Source organism: Paraburkholderia sp. Cy-641 (assembly GCF_011752945.1).
GTDB lineage: Bacteria > Pseudomonadota > Gammaproteobacteria > Burkholderiales > Burkholderiaceae > Paraburkholderia.
The window spans coordinates 51,787-74,680 of the sequence record NZ_VWWM01000044.1; the positions used below are offsets into that span (position 1 = coordinate 51,787).

30 protein-coding genes are annotated in these 22,894 nt (G+C 60.5%); 6 read left to right on the forward strand and 24 right to left on the reverse strand.

Annotated features, from left to right (window positions below):
• Nucleotides 1-5: 5 nt before the first annotated feature.
• The 24 genes from F3J20_RS22485 to F3J20_RS22595 all read right to left on the reverse strand — a co-directional run bounded on the left by F3J20_RS22485 (nt 6) and on the right by F3J20_RS22595 (nt 20,312).
• Nucleotides 6-419 carry an NlpC/P60 family protein gene (locus F3J20_RS22485; RefSeq protein WP_167284549.1) on the reverse strand — a complete coding sequence of 138 codons (414 nt, stop codon included), beginning with the start codon at nt 417-419 and terminating at the stop codon, nt 6-8.
• A complete protein-coding gene (locus tag F3J20_RS22490; RefSeq protein ID WP_167284550.1) occupies nt 416-955 on the reverse strand; it encodes a DUF1833 family protein in 540 nt (179 codons plus the stop codon). Before F3J20_RS22490 ends, F3J20_RS22485 begins: the two co-directional genes overlap by 4 nt.
• On the reverse strand, nt 955-1,455 hold the full coding sequence (locus F3J20_RS22495; protein WP_167284551.1) for a hypothetical protein: 501 nt from the start codon (nt 1,453-1,455) through the stop codon (nt 955-957). The genes F3J20_RS22490 and F3J20_RS22495 overlap by 1 nt, the downstream gene beginning before the upstream one ends.
• Nucleotides 1,455-4,859, reverse strand: coding sequence for a phage tail tape measure C-terminal domain-containing protein (locus F3J20_RS22500; RefSeq protein WP_167284552.1), 3,405 nt, complete (start codon nt 4,857-4,859; stop codon nt 1,455-1,457). The genes F3J20_RS22495 and F3J20_RS22500 overlap by 1 nt, the downstream gene beginning before the upstream one ends.
• Complete coding sequence (locus tag F3J20_RS22505; protein WP_205299358.1) at nt 4,856-5,158, reverse strand: DUF4035 domain-containing protein; 303 nt, start codon at nt 5,156-5,158, stop codon at nt 4,856-4,858. Before F3J20_RS22505 ends, F3J20_RS22500 begins: the two co-directional genes overlap by 4 nt.
• Nucleotides 5,155-5,583, reverse strand: a complete 429-nt coding sequence (locus tag F3J20_RS22510; RefSeq protein ID WP_167284553.1) for a phage tail assembly chaperone — start codon at nt 5,581-5,583, stop codon at nt 5,155-5,157. The genes F3J20_RS22505 and F3J20_RS22510 overlap by 4 nt, the downstream gene beginning before the upstream one ends.
• Nucleotides 5,580-6,059: a phage tail tube protein gene (locus F3J20_RS22515; RefSeq protein WP_167284554.1), complete on the reverse strand. Its 480-nt coding sequence runs from the start codon at nt 6,057-6,059 to the stop codon at nt 5,580-5,582. Before F3J20_RS22515 ends, F3J20_RS22510 begins: the two co-directional genes overlap by 4 nt.
• 69 nt (nt 6,060-6,128) lie before the next feature.
• Nucleotides 6,129-6,500, reverse strand: coding sequence for a DUF3168 domain-containing protein (locus F3J20_RS22520; protein WP_167284555.1), 372 nt, complete (start codon nt 6,498-6,500; stop codon nt 6,129-6,131).
• A 4-nt stretch (nt 6,501-6,504) separates the two neighbouring features.
• Nucleotides 6,505-7,002, reverse strand: a complete 498-nt coding sequence (locus F3J20_RS22525) for an HK97 gp10 family phage protein (RefSeq protein WP_167284556.1) — start codon at nt 7,000-7,002, stop codon at nt 6,505-6,507.
• A gap of 33 nt (nt 7,003-7,035) precedes the next feature.
• On the reverse strand, nt 7,036-7,410 hold the full coding sequence (locus F3J20_RS22530) for a phage head closure protein (protein WP_240162871.1): 375 nt from the start codon (nt 7,408-7,410) through the stop codon (nt 7,036-7,038).
• Nucleotides 7,367-8,032 carry a head-tail connector protein gene (locus F3J20_RS22535; protein WP_167284558.1) on the reverse strand — a complete coding sequence of 222 codons (666 nt, stop codon included), beginning with the start codon at nt 8,030-8,032 and terminating at the stop codon, nt 7,367-7,369. Before F3J20_RS22535 ends, F3J20_RS22530 begins: the two co-directional genes overlap by 44 nt.
• Nucleotides 8,029-8,388 (reverse strand): hypothetical protein, encoded by a 360-nt coding sequence (locus F3J20_RS22540; protein ID WP_167284559.1) that lies wholly within the window; start codon nt 8,386-8,388, stop codon nt 8,029-8,031. Before F3J20_RS22540 ends, F3J20_RS22535 begins: the two co-directional genes overlap by 4 nt.
• Before the next feature lie 74 nt (nt 8,389-8,462).
• Nucleotides 8,463-9,689 (reverse strand): phage major capsid protein, encoded by a 1,227-nt coding sequence (locus tag F3J20_RS22545; protein WP_205299357.1) that lies wholly within the window; start codon nt 9,687-9,689, stop codon nt 8,463-8,465.
• Nucleotides 9,690-9,770: 81 nt separating this feature from the next.
• Nucleotides 9,771-10,490, reverse strand: coding sequence for a head maturation protease, ClpP-related (locus F3J20_RS22550; RefSeq protein ID WP_167284560.1), 720 nt, complete (start codon nt 10,488-10,490; stop codon nt 9,771-9,773).
• Nucleotides 10,468-11,751 (reverse strand): phage portal protein, encoded by a 1,284-nt coding sequence (locus tag F3J20_RS32200; RefSeq protein WP_345889911.1) that lies wholly within the window; start codon nt 11,749-11,751, stop codon nt 10,468-10,470. Before F3J20_RS32200 ends, F3J20_RS22550 begins: the two co-directional genes overlap by 23 nt.
• Nucleotides 11,751-13,439, reverse strand: coding sequence for a terminase TerL endonuclease subunit (locus F3J20_RS22555; RefSeq protein WP_167284561.1), 1,689 nt, complete (start codon nt 13,437-13,439; stop codon nt 11,751-11,753). The genes F3J20_RS32200 and F3J20_RS22555 overlap by 1 nt, the downstream gene beginning before the upstream one ends.
• A complete protein-coding gene (locus F3J20_RS22560) occupies nt 13,436-13,948 on the reverse strand; it encodes a P27 family phage terminase small subunit (protein WP_167284562.1) in 513 nt (170 codons plus the stop codon). The genes F3J20_RS22555 and F3J20_RS22560 overlap by 4 nt, the downstream gene beginning before the upstream one ends.
• Before the next feature lie 243 nt (nt 13,949-14,191).
• On the reverse strand, nt 14,192-14,575 hold the full coding sequence (locus F3J20_RS22565) for an HNH endonuclease (protein ID WP_167284563.1): 384 nt from the start codon (nt 14,573-14,575) through the stop codon (nt 14,192-14,194).
• Nucleotides 14,576-14,585: 10 nt separating this feature from the next.
• Nucleotides 14,586-14,771 carry a hypothetical protein gene (locus F3J20_RS22570; RefSeq protein WP_167284564.1) on the reverse strand — a complete coding sequence of 62 codons (186 nt, stop codon included), beginning with the start codon at nt 14,769-14,771 and terminating at the stop codon, nt 14,586-14,588.
• Between the two features lie 348 nt (nt 14,772-15,119).
• The gene (locus F3J20_RS22575) at nt 15,120-15,902 is read right to left on the reverse strand and encodes a hypothetical protein (protein ID WP_167284565.1); all 783 of its coding nucleotides are present in this window, start codon (nt 15,900-15,902) and stop codon (nt 15,120-15,122) included.
• 240 nt (nt 15,903-16,142) lie between these two features.
• Nucleotides 16,143-18,680: a VapE domain-containing protein gene (locus F3J20_RS22580; protein WP_167284566.1), complete on the reverse strand. Its 2,538-nt coding sequence runs from the start codon at nt 18,678-18,680 to the stop codon at nt 16,143-16,145.
• Between the two features lie 308 nt (nt 18,681-18,988).
• Complete coding sequence (locus F3J20_RS22585; RefSeq protein ID WP_167284567.1) at nt 18,989-19,429, reverse strand: hypothetical protein; 441 nt, start codon at nt 19,427-19,429, stop codon at nt 18,989-18,991.
• The gene (locus F3J20_RS22590) at nt 19,426-19,968 is read right to left on the reverse strand and encodes a phage regulatory CII family protein (RefSeq protein ID WP_240162872.1); all 543 of its coding nucleotides are present in this window, start codon (nt 19,966-19,968) and stop codon (nt 19,426-19,428) included. Before F3J20_RS22590 ends, F3J20_RS22585 begins: the two co-directional genes overlap by 4 nt.
• A 116-nt stretch (nt 19,969-20,084) precedes the next feature.
• Nucleotides 20,085-20,312, reverse strand: a complete 228-nt coding sequence (locus tag F3J20_RS22595) for a hypothetical protein (protein ID WP_167284568.1) — start codon at nt 20,310-20,312, stop codon at nt 20,085-20,087.
• 14 nt (nt 20,313-20,326) lie between these two features.
• Here F3J20_RS22595 and F3J20_RS22600 point away from each other — a divergent pair, with 14 nt between their 5' ends.
• The 6 genes from F3J20_RS22600 to F3J20_RS22625 all read left to right on the forward strand — a co-directional run.
• Entirely contained in the window at nt 20,327-20,941 is a 615-nt protein-coding gene (locus F3J20_RS22600; protein WP_167284569.1) for a helix-turn-helix transcriptional regulator, read from the forward strand.
• Nucleotides 20,892-21,398, forward strand: a complete 507-nt coding sequence (locus tag F3J20_RS22605) for a hypothetical protein (RefSeq protein ID WP_167284570.1) — start codon at nt 20,892-20,894, stop codon at nt 21,396-21,398. The genes F3J20_RS22600 and F3J20_RS22605 overlap by 50 nt, the downstream gene beginning before the upstream one ends.
• Before the next feature lie 127 nt (nt 21,399-21,525).
• On the forward strand, nt 21,526-21,765 hold the full coding sequence (locus tag F3J20_RS22610; RefSeq protein WP_167284571.1) for a hypothetical protein: 240 nt from the start codon (nt 21,526-21,528) through the stop codon (nt 21,763-21,765).
• Between the two features lie 9 nt (nt 21,766-21,774).
• Nucleotides 21,775-22,230: a hypothetical protein gene (locus tag F3J20_RS22615; RefSeq protein WP_167284572.1), complete on the forward strand. Its 456-nt coding sequence runs from the start codon at nt 21,775-21,777 to the stop codon at nt 22,228-22,230.
• 13 nt (nt 22,231-22,243) lie between these two features.
• Nucleotides 22,244-22,453, forward strand: a complete 210-nt coding sequence (locus tag F3J20_RS22620; protein WP_167284573.1) for a hypothetical protein — start codon at nt 22,244-22,246, stop codon at nt 22,451-22,453.
• A 2-nt stretch (nt 22,454-22,455) separates the two neighbouring features.
• The coding region (locus F3J20_RS22625) for a hypothetical protein (RefSeq protein ID WP_167284574.1) at nt 22,456-22,894 on the forward strand (439 nt) is incomplete at its 3' end.

Sequence of the window (22,894 nt, forward strand, 5' to 3'; positions counted from 1 at the left end):
AGGGATTACGCGCGTGGACTATCGTTGCACTGTAGGAATTCGTACCAAGTAACACGTGGATACCCCATTGATCTCAGATATTGTCGGGGCGTAAAAATGACGCCCACGCCTTCGGTCGCGTGCAGCACACCGCCGCCGTCATGGCAGAGATACACGCCGACGTGCGGTTGATCGCCGGCACGCAGCAGTGCACCGCATCCGTGAAGCGGTCGAGGCGCAATGCGCCAGCGGCCGCTCTGCAGTTCGCCGCGATAGAGCGCGCGCATTTCGTCGGGCGAGCCCGCGCGCTCAGGCAACTGAATGCCAAAATGCAGGCGCTGCACCCAGAGAAGCAGCCCCCAGCAATCGAAGCTGGCCGGGCCACGACCACCGCTGACCCATGGCAGGTCGATATAGCTATTCGCTTCGTCAGCCGTCATCGGTTGAGCCCCGGAAATTCGGTCGCGGTATATGTCCGGGACGGGTACGCCTTGTTGTGGATATCCGTCAGCGTCGCGCTCATCTTTGCCTGCGTGAGCGTCGCATTGGCCTTCGAGGCGTAGAGCGTTAGCGGCTCGCCGTCCTGCGGCCCTGCAGCCGGATTCGCCGCAAGGAATCGCCGGTAGGTCACCTCGATCTGCGCCGTTTGCGCGACCGCGTTCTCCAAGTGCGCGACAACATCCCGGCTGACACCATCGAGCGTCACATCGAGCTGCGGGGCCTGCCCCTCTTCCGTGGTCGGCAGCTTGAAGCCGAACGCCATCGCGGAAAATTCAACCGGTGCGCCAGGATTGAGCGGCGCATCGGCTTCGAGCGTGGCCGTCAACGGCACATGATCGGCAACCACACGAATAGGCGCCGGATTGCCGTCGTCATCGACAAATGTCGGATGCCGGATTTCCAGCGTGTTGAGCGCAAAGTCATCTTTCGGATTGCTCGCATAGACTTCGGCGAGTGCTTCACTGAGCGTTGCCATCAGAACCACCTCATGGGACCGGGCAAATCGACGTGCACTAGCTGATGAAGCAGATCGGACAGGCTCGCAATCTCGCTCGCCGGGTACACCTTGGCGACCCCATATTCGTCAGCCGTCATGACAGGCAGACGACGCGTTTTCAGAGTCGCGGTCACCTGATGCCAGCCGGGCGAACCATCGAGTATTGAGTGCTTGAACGGCGGGTCGCCGTGGAATTGCGCGACCACCGTCGAAACGCCGACACCGTTCAGTAGCTCGATCTGAAACCAGTCCGTTCCGAGACCGATGTCGTACTCCAGAAACGCCTCGAACACGGCGTACTGATCTCGAGACATCGCCCAGACGACGTCGACCGTCGACGGGACACGCGTAAAGCGGCGACGCTGCCGACTGCGACCGCTATCCATATCGGTAGCGGCGTAGGGCGTACCCGGCGTGATGCCATAACTGTTGGCGGTCGCGGCCGGCAGCGTAGCCGGCCATACAGGAAGATCGGCCATTATTTCCCCGACATTCGATTGAGACTCCACGTGCGCTCATACACGCGGGATAGCGGCCCACCTTCGGCAGCGTCCCGCATGAGTTGCCCACGCAACTGGCGATAGATCAGGTCAACCTGCGTACCGCCTGATGCAGTCCGACTTTTCTTGACTTCATCCGGTTGCTGGCCACCGATGATGTTCACCGTGACGTCGCCGGCGCCCCCAAGCGCCGTATCGTCCGGTCCGCTCACGGCTCCCCCATCCGCAAAATGCTTCCAGCTCGCGATAGGTTGTCCGGCATTCAGCTGATTGAGCGCGGACGCCCCACCCAGAGCCCGCATGCCGCGCGCATTCAGGACACCCTCTTCGTTCGACAGCCACGCGGGAATGGAGTCAGACGTTGGCGTGCCAGGCCCATACACGGGGCCACCGCCGGCCAGATGGAATACGTACGGACTAACCGAGGAAACGCTACTCAGGCCCGACGAAAGACCACCTTCAAACCCGCTGTTGACGCCCATCAGGGACGACGTCGAGCTTCCAGCCGAGCCCAGAAACTGGGCAATAAAAGAACCGAGCCCACCGGAGCCGAGAATCTTCGATTCCGCCGCCCTGATCTCAATACGCGCGATGTCGGCGACGATACCCGTCGCAAGGTTGCTGAAATTCAGCTTGCCAGTCGACACGAACTGCACGAGCGCATCTTCCATGCCGGAGAAAGCGTCGGTAAATGCCTGCGCCGTCGAACTCGCGACATCGCCTGCCTTCGCCTCGTAATCTTCGAGCGCGCGATTCGCGCCATTGGCCCAGTTGCCCTCAGCGGCAAGCATCGCCTCGTGGCCGTTCGTCACGATACCAACAGCCGACGACTGCCATTTCTGCAGCGCCGCCAGTTGCTCGTCGTACTGCTCCTGACTAATGCCGTTCGGCTTACCCAGTTGCTGAGCGAGCTGCCGCGCCTTATCCGCGTATTGCTGCTGTATCTGGTTGACCTGCCGAGCCAGATCGGATTGATCCGAGCCCCGCGAGACCGACTGCACGTTGATATCGACGGCGTTCTGCTGGACCTGCAACTGCACCTGCAACGCCTGCGTGTACGCCTGCACCGCGGCCTGCTGTTTCGAATACGCCGCCGCGATGTCGTCCGCTGTTTTCTGGTCGTTGTCGACCATCGCCTGGCGGATTTTCTTTTCCTGATCCTGGTACTTCTGCAGTGCGGAAAGTTGCTTTTTGCCGGCGGCGACTTCCTCAGCCTTCTGGGTGATCGCCAGTTGGTCGGAAAGTGCCGCAGCACGCAGATCATGCTCCTGCTGCAGGTCCGCCTGCAGGGAGATCAGACCCTGTTCGCGCAGGCTCTTTGTGTGGTCGAGCGACGTCTTCAATGCATCTTCGCGCGCCTTGTATTGATCGTCGAGGTCGCGCAATTGCTGATTGATGACGTTCTGGCCGTTGCCGCCACCATGCTTTTGCGCAGCCGCTGTCGCATCGAGAAGACCCTGCAACGTGTGCGACTTCAGAAAATCGCTGTTCGGGTTGGTACGCGAGAGCGCGTCCCAGTCCTGAATGATCTTCTGCTGTGCATCGTGCAGCTTTTGCGCTGGCGTTTCTGCTGCAGTGACCGCCTTGGTCAGGGCATCGAAAGCAACTTTGCCTTCCTTCGCTGCATCCGCATCCAGCTTTTGCTGCGCGGCATGCTCCTTCGCAAGCTCGACCTGCTGCTGCAACTGCGCAATGCGTGATTCGTTGCTATCTCCCGAGAATGCGTCATGCAACGAAAGACCGAAATTCGTCGAAGAGAGATTCCCGTTGCGCCAGTCGACACGGGACTGCAACTCCTGCTCCGGCGTCAGCGTGCCGGTTGCACCCGATACACCCTCAGAAAAGCCCTGCCATGCCGAATGCGCCGCGATCCGCGCCGCGTCCCACGCGCTCTGGATTTCGTTGACGCTGCCTTTCAGGTCCGCGAGGCGCTTCTGGGCGGCGTCCTTCAACGCCTCGGCGAGGACGTCCTGCGCACGCTCTTCGTCGCCCTGCTTTTCCAGGTCGGCGATACGCTCGTACGTCGCCTCGCTGATCAGGCCATACCTGTCGATAACGTCCGATGCGAGCTTGCCGGCGCCGTCGCCAATCTTCGAAAAATAGTCAGCGGTCTTATCCGCGCCCTCGCCGGTTACGATCGACATATCGAGGGCGGCCTGCCCGAGGTCCGCGAGCGCCGACTGCGAAACGTGGCTCGACGACACGAGCTTCGTGAGGATCGTTGCCGCATCGCCGGTGCGGCCCGTCGATGCGCCGAGCCGGTCGGCCATCTGCAACAGCGCCCCGGCTGTCACACCGGCATAGTTTCCCGACGCGATAATCGCTGTGTTCGCCGCGGTGACCTTGTTTTCGTAGTCAGCGAATGCGACGGCCGCAACACCCACCGCCGCGCCGACAGTCAGGATCGCGGCGGCGGCCGGCGTGAAGAGGTACTTCAGCAGCCCCATGTCCTGGGCCAGAATCGACAGGGACGTGCCGAGCCGGCTGAAGTTGCCGTTTGCTGCTTCTCGGCCCAGCACTATCAGCTCGGATGTTGCGGCTTTCGTTCCCAGACCGAGGTTGCCCATCATGCCAGCGCCTTTTTCGGCGCTCTCGGCCACCTTCGCAATGGCATCACGCTGAGAACCGATTTTCCCCAGCGCCGCGGCGTACGTGCCCGCATCAACGATTCCCGCCTTGAACGAAGACCGGAGCTGCTCCTCGATTGTGTCGAGCGCATCAAGCTTCTTCGCGACTGGATCGAGCTGCGTCAGAAGTGCGGCAACGCTGGCCGCTGCTGCGCCACCAGCCGTGGCGCTCCCGGCGGCCGACTCCGCCGGCACGAGCTCCGATGCCGTACGTGACGGCGCCGACGAACCACCCACGCGTGCCACACTTGCGGCCGCGCGGTCCGCCGAGTCGGCCATCGCATTCATCGCGTCGACCTGTTCCAGCGAGCGTGAGACCATCAGGCGAATACGTTCGCCTGCCTGATCTTCGGTTTCCGCGAGTCGCGATGACGTCATCGCAGCATTGCCGAACGACGCTGCATTAGCGGCGGCTGCAACCTCCGCCGCGCGCAGTTGCGCGATCATCGGCGCGGCCGCATCGCTCACGCCGAGCTGCGCGGCACGCAGTTCCAGCCATGCCGTTTTGCCCTCTGTCGCCTGAATCGCCTGTCGTTCAAGCGATGCGAGCAAGCGCTGGCCGGCTACGCTCACCCGGTCGGCGGTATCGCCCGCAGCCGTGCCAATCGTCGAGATGGAGTCGGACGCATTGCTGGCGGACGTCTTCGCCGTGCGCTCGAACTGCTCGACCGCTGCGGCGCCTTGCCGCAAATTGACGTCGAGCTGATCGATATCCGCTTCGACGCTCAGTACTGCCTTGCCGACTTCGTCACTCATGCTTTACCCAGTTTCGACAGGAGATAATTCTTGAACGCAGCCATACCGGACGCCGCTTGCCGCCTTGATTTCCCGGCCTGCGGCAATTGCCACGGCGGCATGCAGTCGGCGACCTTGACGCCCTTCGCGCCGGCAGCACGGTAGATCGCGCTCACGATCGATGCCGCGTTGAAATCGGTGCGCCACTCGGAAAGTGGCGAGCCCTGATCGAATGCCTGTAGCTCGATGAACTCGCGCGCAGTTAGCGTGCGTTCGAGCTCATCGGGCGTTCGCCCGAAACGCAGTGCCAGCGTGATCAGGAACTGGCGGCCTGTGTCTCGGGCGAGACGTTTTTTGCATCCGTGACGGGCATTGCCGAATCAAGCGTTGCCAGCCGCAGTGATCGGCTGACTGCGCGCGCGAACTCCGGCCCCCACTGCACACGGATGGTTTCGGCGTCCGAGTCCTCGAAAACGCGAGAGCCGGATGGGTCGCAGAGCACCCGGACTACGAGCGCCGCATCGAGCCCCTTGCCGGCATCGCCCTTCGCTGCCTCGTTAATCGCCGCCTGGTCTGCGTCTTCGGGCAGGCCCAGCCACTCCCGCGCCTTGTCCGCAGCGAAGCGCCAGTCACCTGCAGACGGTTCGAGCACGACCACCGCATTGCCGGCAATCGTTACGGTGTCGTCACGCCGGAATCCCGCAGTGGGAGCCAGCAGCGCGGTTCTCAGATCGAGTGCGTTCATCCCTGGTCACCTCCCGGCGCCGGCGGTTGGACAAGCTTCGTCTTACCCGTGACCTGCACGTTGAAAGTGCCGGTCACCACGTTGTCCACGTTGGCCGACCAGCTGAACTGGTCGATGAGGCCGGAGAACACGAAAACCGATTGGTCGGGAAACGTCGCCTTGATCACACGCGGCTGCTTGTCTTCGTGTGCCGCCAGCAATACCTGTTGAGCCGCGTCCGTCGACTTCCAGTTACCGGACATATTGAACGTGCCCGGGTCACTGAGGCCAAGCGCGTATTCCTTCGCGCGCGACTTGATGGTCGTGACGTCGATCTTGCTCGATGCCGCGCCCTGATACTGCGGCTGCTTGATCGTGACACCGAGGTCGGCCCAGTCCAGCGTCGTGCTGTCGAGGTCCGTGGACGTCGTGGTGGAAATCTGCAGGTCCATGCCCTCGACGGGCGTGTACTCCGCTACGGTTGCTTGATCAGCCATATGCACTCTCCAAAAAAAATGCCTGCGAAAACGCAGGCACACAAAACACCTAAATCCAATCCCGATATGTCAGTCAGGCACGCGCAACGAATACCAGAGAGAAAAATCCATTCGGGAGCCGTACCAGTTTGTATCGTCTTCGTGCAGCGATACCGGCTCGCCAAGTGGTGTGCCCCGCAACGCACCAGCTGCCGACCGGTCACATACGATCACACGCAGTTGCTCCATCAGAGCCGTAGCTCCCAGACGCGTCTCCGCCCACACATTGAACTGCACACGAGCGTTACGCGCTGCGGCAGGACCAGCCATTACAACGTTGGGCCGTCCACCTACTACCTGAAACGTAATGAATGGTCGTTGCGTGCTCTCGGGCGCTTCGTCGGGATATACACGACCATCGGCCAGCACAGATAGTGCGGAAAACACAGCTTCTTCGAGCAAGTCATCACCTCGCGAATATCTCCAGCAACCTTTCTTTCAGGCGTTCGCGCATGGCCTCGATCACATCCAGTCGCCGCGCCTCAAACGACGGCCGCAAAAATGGCTTTGCAGACACCCATTTTTTGCCGATATGCTGCGCGCGATGCGTCTTCCATCGGACACCCTTGGGTTTCGGCGGCACATACCAGTGCCCAAACTCCACCATGTGACCGTAATAGGCCGCGTTGTTGGGACCGTCCTCGCCTTTTTTCGGCTTCTGGCCCTGACGAATGCTGACGTAATAGACCTTGCGCGTATCGCTCGATTTTTCTTCGATAAATTTCAGATACAGTGCGCGCTTAAGGTTGCCCGTTTCACCCTCGGGAGCCCGCGCGGCCGCCTCGTCGCGCAGGATCGTGCCGCCTGCCACTGCCGCCGAACGTAGTGGCCCCTCACCCAACTGCGCCGGCAAGCCGCGAAGCATCGCGGCAAACTCGGAAAAACCTTTGGTATTTGCTGCCATATCAGTCCCCGAACGGTCACAGCCAATGTGCGGTCACCCGTCGTTCACACCCGTATTGCACGCCAGATCGACGTGATCGCGATCCTGCTCATCGGGCAGCACGGCGAGGATGTTGAAAACGGCGTCCCGATAAACAATACGCAGAGTCGCATCAAGGTCTGCTCGATAGCGGACACGGATACTCGCGGTGGCGCCACTCACCTTCGTGTCCGATGTAGCGTACTCACGCCCATTGAGGTAACGGATATTGGCCCACAGCCGCGCGATTTCCGTCCATCCGTCGACGAGGGGCTGCCCGGCAGTATCCCGGGCCGCCCCTCGTTTCTGAAGGGAGACGCGCCTGTTCAGTTTTCCTGCCCGCATGTCACACCACCGGAATGCTGTAGGGATCGAGAAGCCGATCAGCAAACCCCAGCTCGGGGACCGGCTGGCCAGCGGAGTACTCTTCGCGGTTCTCGTACAGAGCGCCGATGCGCAGCTTGATCCAGCTGATGATCGGCGCCGGTATTTGAGCCGGCTCAACCCAGCCAGCCGAATACGTGACAATGACCGCGTCAGGCTCGTGAGCCGTTCGCGGCCACGCCGCGCCTACGGGCCTGAGCAACGCCAGCATCTCGCCGATTACAGCCAGCCGGTATGCGGTCGGGTCAAGCGGCACGCGCTGATGATCCGGATTGAGGTACTGCACAGAATCGACCGAGCGGATCGGCGGATGCGGCAGGACGATGGAGTCAGTGTGACGACAAGAATGCATGCGATACCAGTCGGGGCTGAACACCAGGCCATAGCGGTGCGGCACGTCGTGGTTCTCGAACCACGAATGCCCAAAGCTACTTTGGGTCAGCGTCCACGACTGCGGCAAAATGCTTCGCTGCATTCTCGCCTCGCATGACGTACGGGCAGACGTGATCATCGAGCCGATCAGATCGTCGTCGTCATCCACGTCAACGCGAAGGTGGAGCTTCGCGTCGGCGAGGCTGACAGGCTCATTGACCTCATCCCCCGCGACACGGGAGAGGCCGAATGTCATTGTTGCGCCTTCGCGGACTCGCCAGCTGCGCCTGCCGCCGCTCCGCTGTCGGTTTGAGTGTCTGCCTGTCCGTTCGTTGCACCTTGCGTCGATACCGCCGCATCACCATCGGTTGCCGGCGATTGCGAATCTGCAGAGAGAAGAGCCGCGCCTTCCGGCACGATATGCTCGATCGGCGCGCGACCAAGTGCCGTGCGCGCATACGCAACAGCATCCGGGTCCGGGTCAACGCTTCCAGACTTCTCATGCGCAGCTGCCAGTCGGGCAGGCATCGAAACAACGTCATTGCAGGAATAATCGGTCGCATGAATACGAACTGCCTGCAGGACACGAACGAGTACATTTTTGTTAGCCATACGGCCCTCATGAGCATACGGAAGGAGAATTCAGTGTGCAGACCGTGCTGCACACTGCACGCACATCGCCGGAATCAGGCCGCCGCGTTCTGGAAGGTCTTGGCGGCGCCGCCGACGTCGGTCCACACACCACCCGAGCGCATCCATGCAAGGAAGCCGACCTGTCCCTTCGACGCGTACACCGAATCAGCGAAGCGGAACATGGTCAGACCCATCACGTCGCGAATCTTGTAGTAGGAGAAGTCGCCAAATGCGATTGGTGTATTGTTCGCGCCGAGAACGGGCGCATCGTTATTGATCTGGATATCCGCACCGAGCAGCTGATCGGGCACACCCTTCGTGATGCCGTCGTCATAGTTCGGCATCCAGATCGGGCGACCCGCCGTGTCCTTCAGCTTGCGGATTACCTTTCGCGTCGACTGATGGAACATCCACTTGCAGTTCGTGCCGGCGTAGGCATCGTCGATCGATTCCTGCAGGTCAACGAGATTGTCGTACGTCACCGTGCTCACACCGCCCGCCGCCGCAGCCACGCCAACCGACAGCGAAGGGAACAGCCCCTTGGGCTTGTTCGTACCGTCACCGGCCGTGAAATGGTTGTTCGTGATGCGGCCCAGACGGACGCCAAGACGATTGCGAATGAAGGTCTCGATGTCGACTTCCGAGTCCTGCAAGAGCTCGATCGGCACCGCGACGATTTTCGAGCCGTACTTGTAGACCGGCAGCGGCACCGCGCCGAACGACGGGTCCTGCGCGTTCGCAGCAGTATTCTGCCCGACGATTTCACCCATTTCGCCCGTACCGTCGCTCGTCGGAAATTCGATGGGATTGCCTTGCGCGGTCGTGAACACTTCCGACACCGACCGCATGCCACCGAACGCTTTCAGTGCTTCGATGACCGTCTTCGCGATATCGGTCTGCACCGTATAGCCACCTTGCGCCGGCGTATCGGTGCTCATCGTGTTACGGATCGCAGTCCACTCCGCCGCCGACAACGCCTCGTTGCCGCCGCGCAGCCAGCGCGCGTACATGTCCTGAGCGGCAGTACGGTCAGCGCCACGATCACCGCGGTCACGCCCCTGGCCGGCCAGCGCATTGAAGCGGTCTTCGGCGTTCGCGTCGAGCATGCGTTGCTCACGCGTGATCTGTGCATCGATATCGACGAGCTTCGCATCCAGTTCGTCCCACTTCGCCTGGCAGTCGTTTTCCTTCCACTTGGCGTCCGGATTGTTATCGAGCAGATTGCGCATATCCTTTGCAATCGCGTTGCGCTGCTCCCGCAATGCCTGAATCGAGATCATATGGTTCCCTGTATGGATGGTTGATATAAACAAAAAGGGCTGCACGGAATGTGCAGCCCCTGATCGCCTCAGCGAGAGCGCTTACGGTGCGATTCGTTCGAGCATCGCCATACGACGCTCCAATGCAGCGCGATCGCGCGCTGACGATGTTTCGGGTTTGTCAGTCAGCGCTTTCGGCACCCTGGCATACGCAGACAGATTCCATTGGCCAGAATTCTGGGCATCGGCCGAGCCGCCAATGCGGTCCGCGAAGCCAAACTCTTTTGCCTCAGCCGACGAATACCAGGTCTCTTCCGCCATTAGCGCGAGCAGTTCATCTTTCGACTTGCCGGTGCGAGCCGCGTAGTCGTTGGCAATCGAATCGTCGATCTTGTCGAGCAGACTGGCCGTTTTGCGCAGCTCATCGGCATTGCCCATTTCGATCGTCCAGCCCTTATGGATCATGAAGAATGCGCCATCCGCTATCTCCACTTTCTTCCCCGCCAGCGCGACATAGCTGGCCGCAGATGCAGCGATACCGTCGACGTATGAATCGATATTGGCCGAATGCTGCCTGATGGCGGTCACGATTGCTCGTGCCTCGAACACGTCGCCGCCCGGACTGTTAATTCGAAGATTAATGTTCGGCGTCTCGATGGCATTCAACTGTCTCGCAAACGCCTCAGCAGAAATTCCCCACCACGGGTCAATCGCGTCGTATAGGTAAATCGACGTCGTCTGCTCATCGGTCGCCGAGACCTTGAACGATCGTGGGCGATCCATGTTCGCGCGGATCAGGTTAAGTAGCGGATTGCGTTTCACTCGAAGCTCCTTGCAACGGTGTAGGTGAATAAAGCTGGTCGCCACCGGGCTTGGGCGCCATGTTTTCGTACCCGCGGACCTCGTCGACTGACAGCCAGCCTGGCCCCTGCGATCCACCAATCGCCTGACGGTAGTACGCGGCAAGCTTCTCCATGTCCGCAGCAAGATAGGCACGACGGTCGAACTTGACCGAGTAACGTCCGATGCGGAACAGCTTGCGCCGCATCTCCTGTTCGTCGCGAACCAGATGCGGCTGCATGGTGAAGGTGATGAAGGCCTGCGTCATCGTCGCCATACCAGCGCCCCACGCGGACTGCTTTTCGCTCTCGCCGATCAGGAACGGCGGCACACCGAATGCACGGGCGATATCAATCACCTGAAAATTACGGGTCTCCAGCAACTGCGCATCCGACGCGCTCATCTGCAAACCCTTCGCCGCAGTACCGCCCGTGAGGATCATCGGACGATGCGCGTTGCCGGCGCCGGCGTAGCGCATCTCGAATTCGTTGCGCAACTGCTCGACCACTTCCTGCTTCATCGTGCCCTGGTACTCAAGCACGACGCTCGGCATCACGCCGTTCTGGAAGAATTTGCCTGCGTGGTTCTCGGCCGCAATGGCCGTTCCGATGCTCTGCCGCGCGCCCCAGCGGATCGTGCTCATGCTGCGCAATCCATCCCATCCGAAATTGCAGAACTGCAGCATGTCGTCCTGATCGACACCGCGATACGTACCGTCGTCGAACAGCACGTAATAAACGATCCGGCCCGTGGTCAGTTTCTCGCTTGCCACACGCAACGGATGCAGGGGAATCAGTTCCTGCGGCACGCCGTTGCGGTTGCGGGCGATATACGCAAAGCCGTCGCCATAGAGTTGTCGACTCGCCTCGACGAACTCCCAGAAAACCGCAGCCGAACAACACGGCGATGGCTCATCATTGAGCAGCGACAGATACGCATGGTCATCGACCCGGCTATTCGTACCATCTGCCTTCTGGAACATCTGCACCGGCATGGATGCTTTCGCACCCGCAATCAGGCGTACGCAGGCATAGGCCGCGGATACGCGCATCGCGCTCTGCGGCGTCACGGCCGTGCCGGCAAACGACGGATCAACATGGAACAGCTCGCGCATGCCATCCGCATCCGATGACACGACCGTCGTGCGCTGATCGTTGCGTACACCCGGCGTGACCACCGGCTCTACACGATCAAATGCAGGAGGCGAACTGCCGCCCCAAAGTTGCTTTAGGGATTCGAACATTAGAGTCCCACGAAAGGAGTTGTGATAACCGGCTCGATCGTCGCCAGCGCCGCGCGGCCAGCGGCCATAATCTGCGCGACGGCGGGATCGATCTTGTTGGCGCTCTTCTGCTTGTCCGGTTTGATATTCCCGGCAGGGTCTTTGGTGGCGACGAGATTGCTCATTGCCCACGTCATCACGGGATCGTTCGGGTGCATGAGCTGCCGCCCCTTGATAAGCCGCTCGAATTCCTTCATTGCCGGGCTCATGCTGGCAAAACCCTGGCCGAATGCGACCATGTTTGCGCCTTCGTTCATCAGGTCGGTAACGAGCTGGGAACTGTTCCAGCGGTCGAATGCGATTTCCGCAATCGGGAAGCGCTCAAGCAACCTGATCGCATCGCTCTTGATGAATGCGTAGTCGGTCACGTTGCCGGGTGTCAGTGTGAGCCAGCCCTGCCCCTTCCAGACCAGGTACAGGCGATGGTTCGGATTCTCCGAATCGAGCGCCACGTCTTCAGGCAGATAGTGCTTGCCCCATAAAGCACGCGTGCCATCTTCCAGTACGAACTGCAGGCCGAGCGAGCACAGGTCCGACGTGCTCGCCAGATCAAGGCCACCGTACACCGCCGCGATGTCTCGCAGATCATCGAGTGTGTATTTCCGGCCGCACGCCTTCCATCGGTCCATGGCCATCCACAGATGCGCCGCTTTCACCCATATATTGAAGCGCTTGGTCAGCACATTCGCCTGCGCAGACGGTTCGTTTTGCGCAACACGCACTGACTCTGCGAGATTGTCCGGGAATACCGACAGGCCGAGGTTCGGATTGGCTTTTATCCAGTTCGCCGCATCAGTCCAGTCATCCTTCTCATCGTCTTCGCCGCCGTCGTAACCATCGAGTGTGTAAATCGCGCCGAAATACGCGTCGTCGTCGATTGCTTCCTCAAGGATGCGCCGCACGTAGTTACGCTGCTCGATACAGATCGAATTCTCGACATTGAAGCCCGCCGTCGTAATCGCCAGCATGAGTGGCTGCGACCGCGAACCGGTCGCAGACTCAATCACGTCCCACAGCGCGCGCGACGGATGCGCATGCAGCTCATCGAGAATCGCACCGTGTGGATTGAGACCGTCCTGCGTCAGTGCGTCAGCACCGAGCGGCTTGTACGTGTTTGCTGTGCCGGGCAGCATGATGTCGTTCTTGACGATCTGCAGATGCTTGCGCAGCTCGGCCGACTGCATGACCATGCGCTTTGCTTCCTCGTGGACGATCTTCGCCTGATCCAGCTTCGTTGCGGCCGTGTACACTTCCGCGCCAGCGATGCCGTCACCTATCAGCAGATACAGGCCGACGCCCGACAGTAGCGTCGACTTGCCGTTCTTGCGCGCAATCTCCAAATAGGCCTTGCGGAATCGCCTCGTGCCGTCAGCACGTAACCAGCCGAAGAGAACAGCAAGCCAGAACGCCTGCCACAGCGACAGCTCAAAACGCGCGCCGGCCCACTTGTCCTTACTGTGCTTGAGGAAATCGAAGAATGCCAGGACATGCCGGGCATGCGCTTCGCTAAAGACCAGGCCGTGCTCTGCTGCAGTTTCGAGATCGCGGTAATGACGCTCGACCGCCTTGCGCACCCACTTGCACACCACGATCTTTCCTGCGAGCACGTCACGGCCATACGCGTCCCAGTCAAGATCGGCATTTTTCATCTGGAGTGCACAAGTTTCGGCGCCGGCGGAGCCTGCGGTTTGTTCGACACGAATGCGACGAGCGGATCGAACATATCGCCCTGCTGCGGCTCACGCATCGACTGTTTGACTTTGGCGAACGACGGAATCGTCAGGCACGCTTCTGGCAGCATGCGCAGCAGTTCGGTTTTGAGATTGCGTGCCATGTAATAGCACTGGTGAGGCTGTTCGTAGCCGTTCGGCGTCTTCGACATGAAAGAGCCATTGTTTTCGGCCACGTGCTTTTCGAGCGCGGTTTCAGCGTCGACCCATTGCACGAACGTCGACACGATCAGGTGCATCAGCATCGCGTCAGTGCGATGGATCAATCCGTAATCCTTGAGTGCGACAGCGACATAGTTCCATACGCGCTCCTCTGCCAACGACAGCGGTTTGAGCGGCATCGGCACTTCCGACTCGATGCCATCGACGCGCCTGTCGGCGTCAGCGTGTCCGTCCTGCACGCTTATAGCCGGCGTAGAGGGCTCCATAAGGGCTCCTGGACAAAAACGGGAAAAGAGACTGCGAGGCGCTCATAGGGGTGATTTTTTACCCCCCCCCACCTTCAAAAAGTGCCTCGCGCAAAAACAGCATTGAACGAGCGGTCTCGGGCAGATCGGTGCAGCCTTTTGGCCACCCCCACCCCGGCACCTCGACGGCGCTGATGCGTCTACGACCACGCAGACGCGCCGCTACAGCGACGCGGCACCGGATTCGGCAACGCGAGACCTCGATCAGAGCAGGCTGTCTGAGGTGCGCCTGCGCGCGCGGGCGCTCTCCTGCGCCGTCTTCTTCTTGTGACAGTCATCGCAGATCGACTGCAGGTTGTCCTCGTCGCTCGTGCCGCCCTCGCCACGCGACACAATGTGGTCGACCTGTGTCGCTCGCTCGACGCGCCCCGCATTGAGGCACGGCTGACACAACCCGCAGTCACGCTTCAGAATCAGCAGCCGCTTGCGCTCCCAACCCGAACCGAACCCGCGCGCGTGACGATTGCCGCGCTCACGATCAGGACGCCAGCCGATCGCGTCGCGCTTGTGCTCATCGCAATAGCCAGGCTTGTCGAGCACTACTGCACAACCGGCATGACGGCATGGCGTAGGAGCTTTCTTGGGCATAGCGCAGTGCCTAGCCGGCAATCAAGGCGCTTTCGCCCCACCATTGCTCGACCTGCCGACCATCAGCAGCCTGATAGCGAACCAGATAGCTGTTTTCCCCCGTGACGTAGTGCGCTTTGCCGATCACGGTTCCGGCTTCGCTCGACATCGCCAGTTGCACGATTTCATTCAGTTCAAACTCTTTCGACTTACTCATCGCGACACTCCAAAGAACGACGATCACCGCGAATCGGTAATCGTCTGGTTGAATTTGAATTAACTGTCGACGCCGGACCGAGGAGTCGACAGCGCGTACGCCCAATGCAAAAAGCCCCGAGGCTTTCGCGCTCAGGGCTTCAGATATTCATGTTTCGTACGGACGAACTCCCGCCGATCAATTCCCGGCAGGCTGTTGGCATATTATTGGTCGCGCCGCTCGCGCGATTCTGTACGACAGCCGGGACAAGGTTGCTCCACGAGTGTGCGGGGCTCACGGCATCCAGTGACGCGGTAAAGGATGCATGGCGCGGAGTATAGACGGGGTTTTTCGTGAATTGCAAGAACTTCATCGTCGCATGCGTCGCTGCACCGTGTCGTTCGCAGCACCGTCGAGCGCATCGAGCAGCGCATGCACCGCGTGAAAATATGACTTCCAGTTCGCGTGATACTGGTTCAACGGAACGCCGAGCGCTCGCGCGCGACTCGCATGATCTTCAGGCCGTCGCCCGGTTCCGTGACACTCACCACAAATCTGCCGGCCAGCACTCTTCGATGCGACTTCGGCATCAACACTACCGCGACCATGGCATTGCGGGCAGCGCTCGAACTCGCGAAACAGCATCGGGCCGCGGCCATCGAATCGGGCGGCGAACGGAATACTGTACTCGTCGCAACACACCCGTCCGTCGCCGCCGCATGTCGGGCACACAATGCGCCGAAGCGTCACGTGTTTCCCGCGACCGCTTACACCACGCCCATCGCAGGCAACGCAGAGGTCCACAATCCACTCGACGATCACTTGCCGCGCGAATCGCTCGATGATGTCGGATGTCATCCGCTCGACTTTCTTTCCCTTGACGGCCGCGGCCCGCTCAGCCGCCCGGGTCACTCCCGTAAATTTCGATCGATTGAATTTATCCGGCTCCCGCACCCGCTTCGCAAGAAGCAGCGTCGCGCGATTAAGGCCCGAGCGGCGCACGTCCTGCCCGTACTTCATTCGCCACAGCAAGCGCCCGAGATCATTGGCGAACGCGAGGGCTCCCAAAGTTACTTGGGGATCGGCAATCGAGTCCGATAGCTGACCACGCGCATTCATCGCGATCCCGGCTTGCTCTTTCAGGTCGATCATTGCTTCCCCCTTATTGTCCCAATGTCCTTATGTCCCAAAGAAAAGGCTTGTGTGGGTGCGCGCGCCCGCGACATGCATGCACCCCTGCACGTCGCGCACGTCGCGGGTACGCGCACCCACACAGGAGACGCGCTTGGGACGCTGGGACACGGGACAGCGTTGAGTCCCGTGCATGGCGCGCCAACGCTGGCGCGTACGCGCGCCGCAACCTGATGCGTGGCGCGCCATATGGTCGTGCAATCAGAGCGGCGCATCATCGTCCGTCCCGTCTGCTGCTGATGCCGGCGGCGCTACCGGAACGTCGTCTTCCCGGACGTAGTACCAGCCGCGCTTGCCGGTCGTTTCCCGCTTGCGCACCCAGCCGAGGGATTTAAGCGCCTTGCCGACGCGACGCTGTTCGGGCAATGTCCATTTCGACGTATCGAGCTTCAAGACGTCACCGAGGATTTCTTCCATGGTGACGCGGCCGGACAGGTCAAGATGCCGCGCGATCCGGTCTTCGTACACGTCGCCTTCATAGCGTTCGGCCTGCTCATTCTCGAATAGCTGCTTTTCCGACTCGGTCACGTGCCACACAACGCCCTGCCGGTATAGATGAACGGCTTCTGCCCACAACTGGTCGCGGTCCCGGCGAAGATCATCGATATGGATGGGACCGCCAACACGCAGCGGCCAGTAACGCCGGTTACCGGACTCATCCTTCAGGTAGGTATCGAAGTTGACCGAGCCGGCGAACACGCCCTGCCGGTGCACGTCCGTGGCACGCTTGCCATAGAAGTTGCGGAAACGATCTGTCTCGGTCGCAAAGAAGCTCTTCGCTGCGGATGAATCGCTTTTGTTGAGGGAGTCGAGTTCCGCCAGCTCGATGATCCACTTGCCGGCCATGACGGCGTAGGTGTCCTTGTCGCCGATGCGGATCGGCGAGTTGGTGTACCAGTGCTTGCCGGCAATCACTTCCAGTGCGGTGGATTTATACCAGCCCTGCTTGCCCTCCAGGATCAGCACGTTGTCGGCCTTGCAGCCGGGCCGCATGACGCGCGCTACCGCTGCTATGAGCCACTTCATGCCGGCGAGCCGGACGTACTCACTGTCGGCCACCTTCATGTAACGCGTCGGCCATGTCTCCACACGCCGCTCGTGGTCCCATACGAGATTTTCGAGGTATTCGCGGACATCGTGAAAGTGGACAGCATCGGCGACGAGCAGCACCGCGTTCATTACGATGTCCTGCCGCACCGAGATGCCGTACTTCTGCGACAACCACAGGACGCAGCGGATATCGTCCATATCGGACCACTCGCCGAGTTCGCCCTGAGGGAACGGTGGCTTCTTTCGCTTGACCACGCGGCCCGCAAAATCATCCTGCGCGATCACCCCATGCCACGATTTGTGATTCGAGAGAATGAGATGCACGTTGCCTAGCGTAGGCAGGAGATTGCCTTTCTCGGTGCGGGCGAGGTCCTGCTCCCACGTGTGGGCGCCGTTTTCTGCTTCCCGCCCGTCCCACTCCTGCGCCGCAGCGCCAGCGGACGTTGCGCCGCGGCTGGCAGGCGCGGCAACAGAATCGCCTTGGCGCACGCTGGTTGCAATGCCGGCCTGAATGAGTACATCGGACGGCATATCTTCGTCGGCCGGCATCAACGCAGAGAGCAGTGCTCGCTGGATTTGCTGTCGCACCGGATCAATGCCTTCGATACAGTGCAGATCGTTGAAATCGGTCAGCTTGCGATCGCCGCGATCCGTGAATCGCGGGAATGCGACACTGGCGTTGCCGACCGCCCGGGCCGCTTCATATGCGTGCTTCAGGCCGGTATTCTCGAAACGGCGTGAACGCTCCGGCAGCACGTCATTGCCGTAGAAGAGATCGATGTACGGGACATTGTTATTGTCGCGACGGTACTCAGCTCTCACCATGTACCACGTGTGCCGGGTCTCGATCCGCACCGCGGGCTCGCCCAGTCTGAACTCCCCGGTATAGCCGAAATCAGTCTTCAGGAAGTCGAACAGGCGCTGCTCGATCTTCCAGTCATCATCCGCGCAGATCAACAGATGCAGGTCCGGATTCGTGCCGCGTAGATATCGTGCTGCCTGGAGAATGCCGCCGGCGTCGAAACAGACCAGAAGCGGGATAGCTTCGTCGGTCGCCATCCGGATTGATCTGCCAGTGGCATACCCTTCGGCGAGCATGGCAACCTTGTCGTCGGCTCCGATGTCACCGAGCAGGAACGAGGCGCCCTTCTTTTCCATGCCCTTATTGAAGCGCTTCGCGCCTGTCGGCGTGATCTTCTGCAGACCAACGAGCCGGTATCCATCGGCATAGTTGAACATTGGTACGTACAGATCGCCGTCGACGGCAAAGCGCACAGCTTCAGCAGTAATCTGCTTGCGCGTGAGATAGGCCGATTCCCCCTCGTCGCGCGCGGCGTGCCACTGCTCGCGCGCCCGATTCGCAGCGAGTTTCGCTGCCTGCTGCCGCTTGCGCTCCTCGTCACGAGCAACGGCATCCTGCCGCGCCTTCGTGGCAGCGACATCTTCCGGCGAAAGCGCTTCGCCCTCCCAGGAAAAAGCCTGCGCGCCATTGTCGTTGCCGGACCAGTATCCGTACGCGCCGGTATACCCAATCACCTCGCCAGCCTTGACCACTTCATGCAGCGAGTACCAGTACTTCTTATTCGGCCCGTAGCGATGCGGCTTGCCGCTCGCAACAGGATGTCCGTCCGGCAATTTCGGATGGCCCGCAGCTACCAGCTGATTGATGATTTGATCAAGCGTTGCCATGGATTACTGCCTTTTTATGGATGAACGCCCCCCCTAACGCGCAACGCACGCATGCCACGGGAAGCGGAGAGAATGTCGGGTCGATCGGGCGCAGACCTGTCAAAGTCACTTTGTGGTCCGGGATGGGCGCAGATGACCGAGAACTCGCGCACGACCATCCGCGCATAGCGACTCGAAGCATTCCTGGGCTGCGTGGTGGGCCATGCCTCGCCAGCGCGCTCGACCAGCGGCGTAACTACCGCCGCCGAGTGCCGCGCGCGTCTTCATGGAATAGCCGTGTCGCAGCGATGTGCTGGCGCCGTTCAATGTCACTTGGTGCTCCCTGGTATGCGACCGCGCAGACGGTGCCATTCCGCCGACATCGCCTTATCGAATGCCTCGACGTGCGTGGCGCAGAGGCCTGAGGTGAGATGGGTTTCGTAGGCGCACGAGTCGTAAGCGCCGAGGAATGCGGCCCGCCAGGCCTGCCTGTCGGTCTTCGTCGGAAGCGACGCGCATACCAGCGCGCCTTGCCGGATGAACTCATCCAGCGCCTCAGCCTCGCGAGCCGCGACGCGCAGGTAAGACAGGTGATCAGGAAACGCAGCGAGAACGCTGCGCATGAACTTCGGAAGCGCCGCCGGACTGTACTCGGCCTGCCACTTCAGCGCGGTGGCCGCGCAGGCCAGTTGCTGGTTGACGGCGCATTCCAGACCGATATGCACGCGGTGCCGGTTACAGCACGTCATGCCATGCTCGAAATGGCTCATTGATCCGGCTGCCTCGCAGCGCGGTGCGCGGCACGCACGAGCTGGTCGAGCTGGCGTTGCGCCGACCGCGCTGCGTCCGCAATGACGTCCGCTTCGGCAACGGTTATCTTGTCGTCGTCCAGAGCTTCGCGGACCTTGTCCGCCACGGCACCGGCATACTGCGCGTGTTCCAGTGCGCGCATCGCAACCGCATGCACCGAGCCGATCTCGCTTTCCGATTCAACCGCGGTTGCGAACAGGCCAAAGCGCTCATTGAGCGCATGCAATGCGTCGAGGGCATGCGGTTGACGCTGCTCCTGCATCCATTCGAGCAGCAACTCGAAAACATCCATCGCAGGCCGGCTCTCGCCCTGCCCGTTCAGTCGCTGTCGAAGTGCCTCGCTCGCGATGCTGCGGCCACGACGGTTCGTGAGAAATGTGGCTGCCCCCGCTACGCCGCCCGGCGTATTCCGGACTGACGTGTACAGCACGTCGAGCCATTCCGTGTTGCTGTATCTGCGCGTCATTGACTCCCCCTGTTGACTTCGCTGACGTTTCAATCTGTGCGCGCCCGATCGATGGCTCTACGATTCGGACTGTGCTCCCACTACCCGCTACCGCCGTGCTACGAACAAATGAGGGCTCTTACACCCACGGTTTCTTTTGTAGCCCTCGGTCAGTGAGCAACACTGCTGCCGGGCTCGACGGCGGCCGGTTGAGCTTCGAAGTAGTCGTGAAGTGGCTGAAGGGTGGATATGCGTGGATCAGCGCTGTGACCTTGCGCGAGGTGAGTGAGCGTCGCATACGGAACGCCACTCTCTCGCGAGATTTCACGCCACTTCCCTTTGCTTTCCCTCAATCGCCGCACAACAGCGGCGAGCATCGGCTCTTTGGGCTGACTCATTACTGGGGTCCTCGATGAATTCAGCCGGATATTATCCGTTCTCGGATTTTTCTTCAAGATTGACGGCGCCCGCCCCTATCCGCACACGGAAATCCGTTTTCGGCAACATTCGTGGCATGACTACCCAACCACTCAGAAAAGTCGTGGCCGACAACGTCCGGCGACTTCAGAAGGCCCAACCCGAGTTGCAACGACAAGCTGATCTCGCTCGCGCCGCAAACGTTTCACAAAGTTCTATAAATCGACTGCTGGAGGGCGAAACAAACTGCCTCTTGATTACCGCGCTGGAAGTCGCAAAGGCATTTGGGGTGTCGCTTTACGAGTTGATTGAGGAGGATGGAGCGAAAGACAAGGTGGAGATCGACTACGATCGCAGCGGCTATGCAACTCTCGGTGCCGCCGAAAAGGAGCGAATCGCAGCATTCATCAAATTTACGATCGCTAACCGAGATGGAGACTCGGCATCCAAGGCTTCGTCCACCATGCGAAGCAAGGAAACGCTTGCCCCTCAAGCCGGGAACAAGCGCAATGCGCATGGCGCCTCAGAAAGCACATTAACAAAAAATGCACTGAGAGCGAATGAAAACATACAACACAAACCACAGCGGAAACGCGGGTCACGAGGCTAATCACAAACACCCCCACCTAAGACTTATTGCTGCGACCGACACTGAAAAAAACAATATCGAGCCAGGAGATTCGGGGCGGCGCACGTCTGTACGCAAGTTCCTGCTAGATCACCTTGATGATCCGGTTGCAGCACCAATCGCTGCAGCGCTCGCCTCCCTAAGATCGGACGGTAGCGTTGACATGGTCATTGCCGATGTCGAACCTGAATTTGCCGATGCATTGGCCGATGGGCTAGAGGCAATTGCGCAACGACTCCGAAAACACGCCACGCACCGCGACGGCCACCGATCAACTTCCGGTCGCAGCCGACTGGAACTTCTCCTGCCAGTTGCCCTAGCCAGTGCGTCATATGTGAACAATGCAGCATGGTTAGATGCTGTCATCGTCATCGCCGCCCACCTATCCGCCTTCCTTTTTCTGCCAACCGAAGTCCGACAGCTAATCCGCCGGCGGTAGGATTGGCACATCTTCGCTGTCGCGATCCGCCAGAATTCTGCAGTTTTATCGAAAAATATCCGAGAACGGATTGACAAAAATAAATCCGAGTGCGGATAATTGGCTCGCATCTTCACTGGGAGCCATCATGCAACTGATCGATTTACATGCCGAATGTAGGCGGGCATGGCTCAGACAAGAGCAGCAGCCCGTCGTCAAGCAGCAAATTCCTCAAAGCAACTTTGAGCAATCCCCGTACTGGCGCGTCGGCCTGATCGTCGCGGCCATCGTCGTCGGCATCCAGGTCTTTTCGCCGAATCCCGATGCGCCGACCGAGTCGCATCGGGATTCGTCCGTTCAGACGGGCCACGTTCGCCCGATGGTTTGAGGGGTCGCCATGGAAAAAATCCTCATCCAGCGGCTTGTCGAGCCCTCGAACGGTTCGCACACGGCATTCCTGATCGGCGCGGCCATCGCTCACTACGTGCGCCTGAACAAGGGTTCGTGCGACTACATCCCACTTCGCGCCGCATCACCTGCTGACGTGGATGTCGGCTTTCTGCGCGGCATCGACACTCACGCCGTCGTGGTCGATGTCGAGCTCGAAGTGCCCCAGTCCGTGCGGTCCGAGTTCGACTATGTCGTCACCGTACAGCATGGCGACCCGGCATTCGAGTCTTTCGTGCGCTGCGCGACGTGCGGCATGCAGTATGGCCGCAGTGCTCGCGGTCAGTACACGCCCTGCGCCTGCGGCTACTGCGAGCCAACTGCTCGACCGCCATCGCCCCGGCGAGGCGCCGCGCTACGCCGTTTTCTGAAGTTCCGGCCCTTCGGCCATCCCGCGTCCGCGTAACGACGAGCCTGGTATGGCCAGCCGGATTCCCGTCACGGATGCAGACATCGTGCGGGAGCACCGTCTCCGCCATTTCCCCGGCTCCGCTACCAACGCGCTTACCAACCCCGCCATGCGTACCTGTCTCGCCGTCCTTGCCGGACTGCGAAAGCAACGCGAGCAGCCGGTGAGCGAACCGCTCATCGACAACAAGCGTCGGGCCGCTGGTGATACGGAGTCTTGACCATGTCACAAATCGATACGCCCCAGACCCTCACCCTCGAAGACCTTGCAAACATCTGGCTGAACCACGGCGGCCACAACAACCCCGACGAGGGCCACTGCTTCCTCGAAGTCGTCAGCATGTTCGCCGGCGAGCCGTTTAGCGCCGCGCCGAAGTGCGTCGATCCGGTGCTGCGCTCCTTCGGCATATCCTGGAATGATGGTTTGCGATCCGACGAAGAGCGCAACCAGCTCAAGCCGTATATCCCCCGCCTCATCGGCACCAATCGCGGCGGCAAGCTGTCGCTCAAACGCTCATGGATGGCCCTCGACTGGCTCATCCGCGTGCACTGCGCGGCCTGGCTTGCTTTGACGCCCGCGCTCGCACACCACTCTGAAGCGCTGAAGGCGCTGGGCCCGATCATGAGCCAGCGCGATCTCGATCGCGCGATGGGATCACTTG